Genomic DNA, 12,983 nt, shown 5'->3' on the forward strand with positions numbered 1-12,983 from the left:
CATGACGTTCACCCCTGCACGCCGCCTGCGCGTCGCCCTCCACTCCATCGCCGCCGCCGCACTGCTCGCCTGTGCCGGCGTCTACGCACAGACCGGGCCGCGCAGCAATGAGCCGGTGACGCTCAATTTCGCGGGCGCCGAGATCGAGGCCGTGGCCCGCACCATGGCGACCATCACCGGCCGCAACGTGGTGGTCGATCCCCGCGTCAAGGGCACCATGACGCTGGTCAGCGAAAAGCCGCTGGCGCCGGCCCAGGCCTTCCAGCAGTTCCTCGCCGCGCTGCGGCTGCAGGGCTTCACGGTGGTCGAGGCCGCGGGGCTGTACAAGGTCATTCCCGAAGCCGATGCCAAGCTCCAGTCGGGCAACGTGGCCGTATCCCAGGGCGGGCGCGGCGGCGCGCCGGCCGGCGGCCAGATCGTGACCCAGATCTTCAAGCTCAACTTCGAGAGCGCGGCCAATCTGGTGCCGGTGCTGCGGCCGCTGATCAGCCCGAACAACACCATCAACGTGAACCCGGGCAACAACTCGCTGGTCATCACCGATTACGCCGACAACGTGCAGCGCCTGTCGCGCATCGTCGCCGCGATGGACGTGTCGAATGCGACCGACATCGAGGTGATTCCGCTGCAGCACGCCGTCGCCTCCGAAATGGCGGTGCTGGTGGGCCGGCTGATCGAAGGCGGCAGCGCGGGCGCGGTGCCCGGCGCCGTGGCCCAGGGCCAGACCGACACCGCCTACAAGACCACGCTGATGGCCGAGCCGCGCAGCAACGCGCTGGTGGTGCGCGCCGCCAACCCTTCGCGGCTGGCCCAGGTGCGCTCGCTGATCGCGCGCCTCGACCAGCCCGCCTACGCGAGCTCGGAGGCGAGCAGCGGCAACATCCATGTGGTCTATCTGAAGAACGCCGATGCGGTGACGCTGGCCACGACGCTGCGCGCCGCGATGGCCAGCGACGGCGGCGCGGGCAGCACGGGCGCTGCCGGCAATTCGGCAGCCAGCGGCGGCGGCCTGCGCACGACCGGCACCGGCAGCGCCGCCTCCACCCAGACCAGCAGCAGCGGTCTTTCGGGCGGCAGCACCAGCAGCGGCCTGGGCACCGACAGCGGCAGCCTGGGCAGCAGCAATCAGCCGTCGACCGGTGGCCAGATCCAGGCCGATCCGGCGACCAATTCGCTGATCATCAGCGCGCCGCCGCCGGTCTACCGCCAGCTGCGCGCGGTCATCGACCAGCTCGACGGGCGCCGCGCCCAGGTGCTCGTCGAAAGCCTGATCGTCGAAGTCACGGCCAACAAGCTGGCCCAGTTCGGCGTGCAGTGGCAGTCGCTGCTGGGCAACAACGGCAGCACCATGGGCGTGATCGGCACCAACTCGGGCACCAGCGGCGCCAACATCCTGGGAGTGGCCGCCGGCCTCGCCGGGGGCGCGACCGCGGCTGCGAACGCGCTGGGGAATCTCGGCGCCGGCCTGAACTTCGGCATCGCGCCGCGCATCAACGGCAAGTACTACCTCGGCGCACTGGCCAACTTCCTGCAAAACAGCGGCGACGCCAACGTGCTGTCGACTCCCAACCTGATGACGCTGGACAACGAGGAAGCGAAAATCATCATCGGCAACAACGTGCCTTTCGTGACAGGCTCCTACGCGAGCACCACCGGCACTTCGGGCGTAAGCCCGTTCACCACCGTCGAACGCAAGGACGTGGGGCTGATGCTGCGCGTGCGCCCGCAGATCAACGAGAACGGTACCGTGAAGCTGTCGGTCTACCAGGAAGTCTCGAAGATCGACAGCTCCACGCTCAAGGACATCAACGGCCCGACCACGAGCAAGCGCTCTATCGAGTCGAACGTACTGGTCGAGGACGGCAGCATCATCGTGCTCGGCGGACTGCTCCAGGATGACTACTCGCAGGCCGAGGACAAGGTGCCGCTGCTCGGCGACATTCCGGGCCTGGGCAACCTGTTTCGCAGCGAGAACCGCGCGCGCAGGAAGACCAATCTGATGGTCTTCCTGCGCCCTGTCGTGGTGCGCGATGCGGCGGCCGCCGATGCGCTGATGACGGACCGCTACGAAATCATCCGCGCGGCGCAGCAGGGCCTGCAGCCACAGCCGAGCACCATACTCAACAGCGTCACGGGCGCGCCGGTGCTGCCTACGCTGCAGCCTGGCGGCCCGGCCCAGCCGCTGGCCACCGTGCCGTTCGCGCCCGATGCACCGCAGCCGGCGCCCGCGCGCATCGTGCCGATCTCCGTCACCGACGACTCCTACAGCGCGCCCTGAACCCATGCGTTATCCCCTGCCCTACGCCTATGCTCGCAGCGCCCAGCTGCTGCTCGAGGACGACGGCCAGCAGCCGGTGCTCTGGCATGGCCCCACGCCCGACTTCCAGGCGCTGTCCGAAGTGCAGCGCAAGTACGCCGCGGCGCAATGGCAGGCGATCGACGCCGGCCTGCTCGCGCAGCGCATCAGCGCCGCCTATGCCCAGGGAGAGTCGAACGCCGCGCGTGTGGTCAGCGAAGTCGAATCCGACGCCGACCTGTCGCGCATGATGCAGGATCTGCCGGCCGTGGAGGATCTGCTCGAGACCGCCGACGACGCGCCCATCATCCGCATGCTCAACGCGCTGCTGACCCAGGCCGCGCGCGACGGCGCCAGCGACATCCACATCGAGCCCTACGAACGCCATTCGAGCGTGCGCTTTCGCGTCGACGGCGACCTGCGCGAAGTCGTGCAGCCCAACCGCGCGCTGCACGCGGCGCTGATCTCGCGGCTGAAGATCATGGCCGATCTCGACATTTCGGAAAAGCGCCTGCCGCAGGATGGACGCATCAGCCTGCGCCTGGGCACGCGCGCCATCGACGTGCGCGTCTCCACGCTGCCCAGCGCCCATGGCGAGCGCGCCGTGCTGCGTCTGCTCGACAAGAGCGGCTCCAAGCTGACGCTCGAATCCGTCGGCATGCAGGGCGAGACGCTCGAGCGCGTCGAAGCACTGATCCGCCAGCCGCACGGCATCATCCTGGTCACCGGCCCCACGGGCTCGGGCAAGACCACGACGCTGTACGCGGCGCTGCAGCGGCTGGACGCGTCCAGCGGCAACATCATGACCGTTGAAGACCCTATCGAGTACGAGCTCGCGGGCATAGGCCAGACGCAGGTCAATTCCAAGATCGACCTGACGTTCGCCAAGGCGCTGCGCGCCATCCTGCGCCAGGACCCGGACGTGATCATGATCGGCGAAATCCGCGACTTCGAGACCGCACAGATCGCGATCCAGGCCTCGCTGACCGGCCACCTGGTGCTGGCCACGCTGCACACCAACGACGCGCCCAGCGCCGTCACGCGGCTGATCGACATGGGCGTCGAGCCCTTCCTGCTGAGCAGTTCGCTGCTGGGCGTGCTGGCCCAGCGGCTGGTGCGCAAGGTGGACGCGTCCGAGCCCAGCGGCTACAAGGGCCGCACCGGCGTGTTCGAGCTGCTGGTCGTCAACGATGCAATCCGCAGCCAGATCCACGGCCAGGCCAGCGAAGCCGACATCCGCGCCGCGGCGCTGGCCAGCGGCATGACGCTGATGCGCGACGATGGTGAACGGCTGGTGCGCTCGGGCATCACCACGCCCGAGGAAGTGCTGCGCGTGACACGGGACTGAAAGTCCCCTGGGCAGCTTGCGCCGGATGGCCGGGCTCCCGCCGCCCCCCCCCCTCAACCTGCAGGGTTGCGCTGCAGGGCAGCCCCGGGCTTGCTGGGGCACGCCAGTTGCACGCGTGCCTGCCGTCGGAATCCCACCCCTATTCAGACGAGGCGTTTGCCTACAGTGCCGCCTGCATTGTTTGATAGCCAAATACTATTGATGACAATATACTTTAGCTATGAACAATGCAAAACACTTCTTTACCCGCCACTTCGCTTTGACCCTCGTTCTGCCGCTGACGCTTGTGGCCTGCGGGGGCGAAGAGTCATCCACCATCGTTTCGAGCACCGACCCCGCGGTCGCTGCCGCCCTCCAGCAGGCCAACGGCACCAGCGCGCAACTGACGCGCTCGGGCACAGTGGCGCTGCCCGAAGGCGTTGCCAATGCACTGGTTTGCCTGGACCTCAAAGGTACGGGCGTCTGCGATGCCAGCGCAGCGACGGTGACCCGCACCCGTGGCGATGGCAGCTACGCCATCCGCTACCAACCCAAGGACGCGGCGGATGCCGAGGACTTCAAGGCGGCTGCGCTGCTTGCCGAGATCCCCACCGATCAAGGCAATTACACCCTGTCGAGCCCTGGCAGGAAGTCCAACGACATCAATCCCCTGACGACACTGGTCTACCGCCAGATGCTCCAGTCCGCCACGCTGGACGCGGCGGAACAGGAAGTCGCGCGCCAACTCGATATCGACGTCGATGCCATCTACCACCCCAACCGATCCAGTGTCGCAATGGCTGCGGCATCGCTGACGAACTATTCGCTGAAAAATGGCATCGCGACCCTGGTTCGCACCGCCCCTGAAGCGCAGGACAACACGCCGCAGTTGGTGTCTTTCCACTTCAAGGACATCCACAACTATGAATATGACGTCCACACCCCCGAAGGCAGCGCCAACGCTGCGGGCCAGATCCTCTGGAGGCCGGTTTATGGTGGAAAGATCAACGGCAATGACCGAACGCCGGAAAATGCCGCCTACACGGCCACCATCATTGATGGCTTCACGGCCACGGGACGCGAAGAGTATCTGAAGAACGGCGCACTCCAGCTGTTTTCCGCAGACAACCAGTTCACGTCCATCTTGCTGAACCGGCAGGCCACCGCCAAGGCCGCCAAGCTTTCCCGAACCAATTCGGAGGCTGGCTACGCGGTTGAAACGACGGTGCAAAAAATGGATATTTCCGGCCAATCCATGCAGACGTTCTTTGGCGATCCAGCGTCTTACCAGGTCAAGCTGAAGAACATCGTGCACCTCAATGCCTTCAAGGTGGAGGATTCCAGCAGTCTGGCAAATGCCGTCTTCCCCGAAGGATCGGTGCTGCATATCCAGTTGAGCACCCCCATTGGCAACAAGAACAGCATCGAATACGCCAAAACCCAATCCAGCGCCAACGTAGTCAGCGTCAGCCGCAGCACAACCACATATGCATCGACACTTGAGCAAAGGGCAAATGACCTGAACCCGGCGCAGGAGTTGCATGCCACCCGCGCCTTGGTCGTCAAATATGCGCTCAACGACCGCGCATGGACGGCAACGAAGGAAGCCCTGCATCTTCCCTGAAGTGCGCCAGCGCGCCCCAGGCTGCAAGGCCATGCGCCAGCGGCGACAATGTTCGCCATGATGCAAACCCTGAGCACCTGGAGCGCGCCCTACGGCGGCGAGACTTTTTTGCTGTTGGCCCTGCTGGCGATCGCCAGCTACGGGCTGCTTTTGTTTTACAAGCCCCGGCTGTCGGAAAGCCAGTTGCGCCGCTGCATACGGCTGGCCGCGCTGGTCGCGCTGCCGCTGTCCTTCGTGGCCATGGAAATGGGCAGCAACAACTGGGGGATTGCCGTGCTGTCCTTCGTCTGGTGCATCGTCGTCGGTATAACGTGCAAGAACGAAATCACGAAACGGCTCACCCCCTGAGCGACTTCGTCGCTTCCCCCTCTCATCCTTCGGTGGAGGGGGGCGCCCGGCTGAGGGACGGCACCCTCGCTGCGGAGCGGCCCTTGCTCGGCGCCCCCATGCTGGACCGCGCCATATTTAGTGGTAGCTGACGATGAGTGCACTCTGGATAAACGAAAGACCCACTGCATGCTGAAAAATCTCCAAGACATCCGCCTTTCCCTGTTGGATCTGGTTGCCGTGCGCGAAGGAGGCAGCGTGGGCCAGGCCCTGGAGATCGCGCTGCGCACCGCGCAAAAGGCCGAAGAACTGGGCTTTGCGCGCTACTGGCTGGCCGAGCACCACAACATGCCGGGCATCGCGAGTTCGGCAACAGCCGTGCTGATCGGCCATATCGCGGGGGGCACCCAGCGCATTCGCGTGGGCTCGGGCGGCGTGATGCTGCCCAACCATGCGCCGCTGGTCGTCGCCGAGGCGTTCGGCACGCTGGCCGAGCTCTACCCGGGCCGCATCGACCTGGGCCTGGGCCGCGCGCCCGGCACCGACGGCCAGACCATGCGCGCGCTGCGCCGCGACCGTGTCGAAACCGAGCAGGATTTTCCGCGCGACGTCGCCGAGCTCCAGCAACTGCTGGGCCCGGCCACGCCGGGCCAGCGCATCATCGCCATGCCGGGCGCGGGCACCAATGTGCCGATCTGGCTGCTGGGATCGAGCCTGTTCTCGGCCCAGCTCGCGGCCCACATGGGCCTGCCCTACGCGTTTGCCTCGCACTTCGCGCCGCGCATGCTGCACCAGGCGCTGGACATGTACCGCGAGCTGTTCCGGCCTTCGGCAACGCTGGCCAAGCCCTACGCGATCGTCGGCGTGCCCGTGGTCGCCGCGCCCACCGACGAGGAAGCGCAATTCCTCGCGAGCAGCACCTACCAGCGCATCCTGGGCATTCTCACGGGCAACCGCACGCGCCTGCAGCCGCCCGTGGCGAACTACGCGGCCCAGCTTTCGCCTTCGGAGAGCGCGGCCATCCACGACTTTCTGCGTGCCGGCGTGGTCGGCAATCTGGAAACCGTGCGCAACCACTTCCAGTCACTGGCCCAATCCACGCAGGCCGATGAGTTCATGCTGGTCAGCGATGTCTACGAGCCCGCGCTGCGCCTGCGCTCGCTGGAAATCGCGGCCCAGGCCATGGCCGGCTGAAGACCGCATTCGCCGCGCGCCGCAACAAGGGACCGCGGCGCACACACAGCGTCATCGCCAGCGGCTAACATGTGCTGAATTCCTTTCGCACGCCCTGCCTCTTTCCCATGCCTGCTTTTTCCTTCGAAGCCCTCGACGCCCAGGGCGCCTCCCGCAAGGGCACGCTAGAGGCCGATACGCCCAAGTCTGCGCGCAACCTGTTGCGCGCGCAGGCGCTGGTGCCGCTGTCCGTGGTTCCGCTGGGATCGGGCAGCGCGCCCGGCACGGAGCTGACCTGGCAGGAGCGCTGGTTCACCCGGCCGGTGTTCAATGCCAGCGCGCTCGCAGTCTGGACGCGCCAGCTCTCCGGGCTCGTGACTTCGGGCCTGCCGCTCGAGCGCGCGCTCAGCGCGCTCGCCGACGAAGCCGAAGACCAGCGCCAGCACCACCTGCTGGCCACGCTGCGCGCCGAAGTCAATGCGGGCTCGACGTTTTCGCGCGCGCTGCAGCAGCACCCGCGCGAGTTCTCCGAAATCTATTGCGCGGTGATCGGTGCGGGCGAATCGAGCGGCAGCCTGGGCCTGGTGCTCGCCAGCCTGGCCGACGACCTCGAGGCGCGCCAGGCGCTGCAGTCCAAACTGATAGGCGCGGCCCTTTACCCGGCCATCGTCTCGCTGGTGGCAATCGTCATCGTGCTGTTTCTCGTGAGCTATGTCGTGCCCCAGGTGGCCGGCGTGTTCGTCGGCACCAAGCGCCAGCTTCCCATACTGACCGTGGCCTTGCTCGCCATCAGCGATTTCGTGCGCGAATACGGCTGGGTGATGCTGGGCGTGCTGGTGTTCGGCGCGCTGGCCGCGCGCCAGTTGCTGCGCAATCCGGCGACGCGCGAGCGTTTCGACGCCGCCTGGCTGCGCCTGCCGCTGATCGGGCGCCTCGCGCGCAGCTACAACGCCGCGCGCTTTGCGAGCACGCTGGCCATGCTCGCGGGCGCGGGCGTGCCGATTCTCAAGGCCTTGCAGGCTGCGGCCGAAACGCTGGGCAACCGCGCGCTGCGCGCCGACGCGCTCGACGCGCTGGTGCTGGTGCGCGAAGGCGCGCCGCTGGCCTCGGCACTCGCCAAGAAACGTTTCCCGGGCCTGCTGGCAATGTTCGCGCGCCTGGGCGAGCAGACCGGCCAGTTGCCGGTGATGCTGCAGCGCGCGGCCACGCAGCTGTCGACCGAAGTCCAGCGCCGTGCCATGCACATGGCGACCATTCTCGAGCCGCTGCTGATCGTCGTCATGGGCCTGGTGGTGATGCTGATCGTGCTCGCGGTGCTGATGCCCATCATCGAACTCAACCAGTTCGTCAAATGAGCGCCGCCAGCGCCCCCTGCCATGCCCATCACCCTCGCTGACAAGCTGGTCGTCGCGATCTCGTCGCGCGCGCTGTTCGACTTCGAGGAGGAGAACCGCCTGTTCGAGCGCAGCGACGCGGCCACCTATCTGCAGCTGCAGCGCGAGCGGCTCGAAATTCCGGCGCAGCGCGGCATCGCGTTTTCGCTGGTGCAAAAGCTGCTGGCCTTCAATACGCCCGATGCGCAGCGCGTCGAAGTGGTGATCCTCTCGCGCAACGACCCGGTCAGCGGGCTGCGCGCCTTCCATTCGGCGGAATCGGCCGGTATTGCCCTGCAGCGCGGCGTGTTCACCCAGGGACGGCCGCCGTTCGGCTACCTGCGCCCGCTGGGCGCGCACCTGTTCCTCTCGGCCAACGCCGACGACGTGACCGAAGCGCTGCGCCTGGGCTACCCGGCAGCCCATGTATTCACCGAGTCGGTGCAGGCCAGCCGCGCCCACCCGAACGAAGTGCGCATCGCATTCGACGGCGATGCGGTACTGTTTTCCGACGAAGCCGAACGCGTATTCCAGGCCGAAGGCCTCGAAGCCTTCCAGCGCCACGAGACCGACCGGCACGGCCAGCCGCTGCCCGACGGGCCGTTCAAGCCGCTGCTGGCCGCGCTGCACCGGCTGCAGCAGATGGCCGCCGAAGTGTCGGGCGCCGATGCGTCCGGCATGCGCATTCGCACCGCACTGGTCACGGCGCGCAGCGCGCCGGCCCACAAGCGCGCGATCCAGACGCTGATGAGCTGGAACATCGCCGTCGACGAAGCCATGTTCCTCGGCGGGCTCAGCAAGGGCGCGTTCCTGCGCGAGTTCGAGCCCGATTTCTTTTTCGACGACCAGACCGGCCATGTGCGCAATGCGTCCCTGCATGTGCCTTCGGGCCATGTGCGCAGCACGGGACCCTAGAGCGGATTTCTGGATCATGGGAGACCCGACGGTCAGCGACCGTCCATCCTTCTATGGAGCCTACCCAAGCAATCTCTTTGCCGGCGAACGGCCCCTTTAAAGAGTTGAAATCCGCTCCAAGAACGTGTTCAAAGTCTTTTGAGCAAGAGCGCCAGGAATGCCAGATGTATGAACTGCAAGCTGGTGTTCAGATGTCTTTGCCGTCAACCACCGCAGCCCTCCTGTCTTGCAGCTGAGCGGCACAGAGAGTTAACGCCGGGCTTGACATGCTCACGAGCTTAAGCCGGCATGGTCTAGCCGAACACTCCCCTCGTGCACATCCCGCACCGCGCTTGCCCGGGTTAAAGTTCTTTCTATTCACCTCATGGAATACAATACTCACATAAAGTATTCCAATTTCAATGGAAAATTTCAGACCCATTCATGGCTGAAATGCGCAGTGCGAGGCATGAAAAACTGGCACTGCTTCGGTTTGATCCGCTGTGGCACTTGCCACGGCATGTGCCCCATGACGGGCTTAGAGGAGTTGCAGCATGATGGATGAAAAAGCCCTGAACCTACTGTTTCGGGAGGCGCGTTCGCACAATGGTTTTCTGGAAAAACCCGTCGACACCGCGATGCTCATGGCCTTGTATGAGCTGTTGAAGATGGGCCCCACCAGCGCCAACTGCAGCCCCCTGCGCATCATCTTCCTGCGCACGCAGGAAGCCAAGGCGCGGTTGCTGCCGGCGTTAAGCCCAGGCAACGTGGACAAGGCATTGTCAGCGCCGGTCGTTGCCGTACTGGCGCACGACATCCACTTCTACCGCCGGGCAGCACAGTTGTTCCCGCACCGTCCGGAAATGTATGACAGCTTTGCCGCGGATGCCCAGTTGGCCGAAACCACTGCATTTCGCAACGGTACCTTGCAGGGGGCTTATCTGATGATGGCGGCCCGCTCGCTCGGACTCGATTGCGGACCTATGTCCGGCTTTGATGAGGCGATGGTGAATCAGCTGTTTTTCCCGCATGGCGATGTGCGGGTGAACTTCCTGTGCAATCTGGGCTATGGCGATGCCAGCAAGGTGTTTTCACGGCTGCCACGGCTGGCATTTTCGGACGCCTGCTCGATTCAGTGAAGATGATGGGGCCTCCGCGAGAGGTCCTGTGGGGGCGCTTGTGCACCCGTAGGCATGCGCCCATGCTGGGTGCATGCACTGGAAAAAAAGCCGCCAGCCCAAAGGCTGGCGGCGGTGAGCCGCTTCTGATCAGCGTCGGCCCGCGGGCGCGAATATCAGAAAAGGTGGCGAATGCCCAACTCGGTGCCGCTCGTATTGTGACCGGCGGCATTCAGACCGGCAGTGCTCAAGCCTTCGTTGCCCACGACAACGTTGGAAAGGCCCTTGTTGATCACACGTGCGTGCGTGGCGTACAGCTGGGTGCGCTTGGACAGGTTGTAGCCCAGACCGACAGCGAACTTGCGGAAGTCATTGGCGCTGTTCTTGCGGTCGTAGCGGCTGTATGAAGCGCGCAGTTCACCGGCACCGAAGTAAGCGGTGGCGCCGATCAGCCAGGCAGTTTGCTTGATTTCGGGACGGGTGCCCGCCTTGGATGTCTCCTGCGCCCACTGGAACAGGGGCTTGACCATGCCGACGGTGTAAGAAACCCCCAGGTTGTGCGCCGTCACGTCCCCTTGGGCGGGAGCAATACCGGTATCGAGCTTGCCGGAGGCAAAGGCCACGTTGAGCGGGCCGTTGGCGTAGCCAGCGCGGACACCGAAATAGTTGCCGGCCTTGGTGGCCGGGGCGGCGTTGGAAGCATTCTCGCCAAAGGCGTACTGGACCTGGCCATGGAAACCGCCGAGGTTGCGGGGCAGGAAGTAGCCGACCGAGTTGTTGTTACGCCGGGAGGCACCGAGCATGGAGTCCATCTGGGCTGCGCCGATGCCGTCGAACGGATCGAACAAGGCGCTGTTCCAGAACGTGGGAGCGTGGTCACGGCCCAGACGGACTTCACCGAAGGCGCCCGTCAGGCTCACGGTGGAGCGGCGCTGGAAATTCATGCCACCGCCCGGAGCACTGCCCGTGCCGGTGTCGGGGTGCAGTTGCCCCTCCAGATGAAAGCTGGCGGACAAGCCGCCACCCAGGTCTTGCGCGCCACGGATGCCAAAACGGCTCTTGCTCTGGCCGCTGTTGCTCATGCCAATGACGTGGCCCTCAGAGCCGGACAGGCGGGCGATGCCAGCGTCAACGATACCGAACACAGTCACGGAAGATTGAGCCGTTGCTGCGCCGCAAGCAGCCAGCACAGCCAGGGCAATAAGTGAATTCTTCATTTCATGCGTCTCCAAGGCAATTAAATTTTGGTACACAAAGTACACACAAAATATACCAAACAAAACCATTGAATCCAAAACAAGCATCAACGGCATCCCCGGAGTGTTGTGTACACACGAAATACCCGCTTTCATCCGCAAGCCGCGCTGACTCGACGTCAGGGGATGTCACGGAGTCCCGCTTGCCGAACCGGCACGGTCGCGGTACCGGGTTTGCAGGGTGCAGGCCAGGATGGCCGCGGTGTTGAGCCCAGGCTCGAACTGCGCGGCACAGGGCCTCGGAGTCGTGCTGGATGAAGCCTCCGTGGCGGCCGCTGTACAGCTCAGCATCGGTGCCCTCCTCCGGGTAAGGACACGCCTGCATCAGTTCTCCGGCGGCATCGCCAATGCGAATTTTTGGCCTGAGCTGTCCACTCGTCCTGGTAAAAACACCTAGATCACGAAACTTGATTCACAGTTGCAATTTGGTATTTTATTTCATACATTAGGTATACCAATATTTGATGTCAAATATTGGCCAACTACCGTTCAATGCTGAAAGGAACAGAGATGTTTCATCGAGTCGCAGGTCTTGCTTTTGCCATGCTGTCTCTGGGGGCCGCAGCCCAGTCATGGCCTCAACGTCCCGTCACTATCGTGGTGCCGTATGGCGCGGGTGGAAACACGGACCTTATTGCCCGCATGACAGCCGCGCATCTGAGTCAAACCTTGGGCCAGTCCGTGGTGGTGGAAAACCGCGTCGGGGCCGGGGGTCTGGTTGCCGCCAAAGCCGTGCTGGCTGCTCCGGCCGACGGCTACACCCTGTTCATGGGGACGGCATCCCAGCTAGTGACTTCGCCGCACATCAACCCCAACATCACCTATGACGCGCTCAAGGACTTTGAGCCCATCATCAACATGGGGGCCAACGCCTTTGTCATCACGGTCAACTCCCAGTTGCCGGTCAAAACCCTGCCTGAGTTTGTGACCTATGCGAAGCAGCAGACGGGCAAGGTCAACTACGGCAGCGGCGGCATGGGAGGCGTGACCCATTTGGCGTCCCATCTGTTCTCGCGCCGCGCCGATGTAGATATGACCCACATCCCTTACAAGGGTGCCGCGGCAGCCATGGCGGATCTGCTTGGCGGACAAATCGACATGTACTCAGCCAGTCCGTCAGAAATCATTTCTCACATCAACAACGGGAAGATTCGTCCGCTCGCCATCTCCAGCGCCCAACGGCTCAAGGAACTACCCGATGTTCCGACGATTGCGGAAACCTTCCCGGATCATGAAGTCTTGTCCTGGAACGGTCTACTGGCGAAGACTGGAACGCCGCCGGAAATCCTTGACCGTGTCGCCAGCGAAGTTGCCGAGATGCAAAAAGACCCGGCGATTCAGAAGAAACTGGTAGATGCGGGCATTGCGCCGCTTTACATCGCGCGTGCCGCCTTCGGTGCGCAGATTCAGAAGGAATATGCCATGTGGGCTCCGGTGCTCAAGAATTCTGGCATCAGGATGAACTAGCCAGGTGAAGACATAAACACCGGTTGCCGGCGTCCGGGCCTGCTTCCCCTCGGAAGCAGCCTCGTCGGAAAACAGATGTCCAGCCCAACACCTGTTGAATAGAGAACCCAAGGGCAATCAGGCCTGTC

Annotated in this window: 10 protein-coding genes; 9 read left to right on the forward strand and 1 reads right to left on the reverse strand. The window is 64.3% G+C overall.

Translation table 11 applies throughout. The features are described 5' to 3' along the window. Position 1 precedes the first annotated feature (1 nt). The 8 genes from gspD to GVL12_RS01615 all read left to right on the forward strand — a co-directional run bounded on the left by gspD (position 2) and on the right by GVL12_RS01615 (position 10,153). Complete coding sequence (gspD, locus tag GVL12_RS01580; protein WP_159910874.1) at positions 2–2,278, forward strand: type II secretion system secretin GspD; 2,277 nt, start codon at positions 2–4, stop codon at positions 2,276–2,278. 4 nt (positions 2,279–2,282) lie between these two features. After that, entirely contained in the window at positions 2,283–3,644 is a 1,362-nt protein-coding gene (locus tag GVL12_RS01585) for a GspE/PulE family protein (RefSeq protein ID WP_159910875.1), read from the forward strand. 220 nt (positions 3,645–3,864) lie between these two features. Next, the gene (locus tag GVL12_RS01590; protein WP_159910876.1) at positions 3,865–5,247 is read left to right on the forward strand and encodes a hypothetical protein; all 1,383 of its coding nucleotides are present in this window, start codon (positions 3,865–3,867) and stop codon (positions 5,245–5,247) included. A 57-nt stretch (positions 5,248–5,304) separates the two neighbouring features. Beyond that, positions 5,305–5,595: a hypothetical protein gene (locus GVL12_RS01595; RefSeq protein ID WP_200843417.1), complete on the forward strand. Its 291-nt coding sequence runs from the start codon at positions 5,305–5,307 to the stop codon at positions 5,593–5,595. Between the two features lie 171 nt (positions 5,596–5,766). Next, positions 5,767–6,768, forward strand: a complete 1,002-nt coding sequence (locus GVL12_RS01600) for an LLM class flavin-dependent oxidoreductase (RefSeq protein WP_368855035.1) — start codon at positions 5,767–5,769, stop codon at positions 6,766–6,768. Between the two features lie 107 nt (positions 6,769–6,875). After that, on the forward strand, positions 6,876–8,102 hold the full coding sequence (gene gspF / locus GVL12_RS01605) for a type II secretion system inner membrane protein GspF (RefSeq protein ID WP_159910879.1): 1,227 nt from the start codon (positions 6,876–6,878) through the stop codon (positions 8,100–8,102). Positions 8,103–8,123: 21 nt separating this feature from the next. After that, on the forward strand, positions 8,124–9,035 hold the full coding sequence (locus tag GVL12_RS01610) for a 5'-nucleotidase (protein ID WP_159910880.1): 912 nt from the start codon (positions 8,124–8,126) through the stop codon (positions 9,033–9,035). 536 nt (positions 9,036–9,571) lie between these two features. After that, a complete protein-coding gene (locus GVL12_RS01615; RefSeq protein ID WP_200843434.1) occupies positions 9,572–10,153 on the forward strand; it encodes a malonic semialdehyde reductase in 582 nt (193 codons plus the stop codon). 155 nt (positions 10,154–10,308) lie between these two features. Here the strand turns inward: GVL12_RS01615 and GVL12_RS01620 are convergent, their stop codons facing one another. Then, a complete protein-coding gene (locus GVL12_RS01620) occupies positions 10,309–11,349 on the reverse strand; it encodes a porin (protein WP_159910882.1) in 1,041 nt (346 codons plus the stop codon). Positions 11,350–11,898: 549 nt separating this feature from the next. On the opposite strand from GVL12_RS01620, the gene GVL12_RS01625 reads away from it, so the two are divergent. Beyond that, positions 11,899–12,855 (forward strand): tripartite tricarboxylate transporter substrate binding protein, encoded by a 957-nt coding sequence (locus tag GVL12_RS01625; protein WP_159910996.1) that lies wholly within the window; start codon positions 11,899–11,901, stop codon positions 12,853–12,855. Positions 12,856–12,983: the final 128 nt, after the last annotated feature.

The organism is Pantoea sp. 18069, from assembly GCF_902706035.1.
In the GTDB taxonomy this organism is placed as follows: Bacteria; Pseudomonadota; Gammaproteobacteria; order Burkholderiales; family Burkholderiaceae_C; genus Comamonas.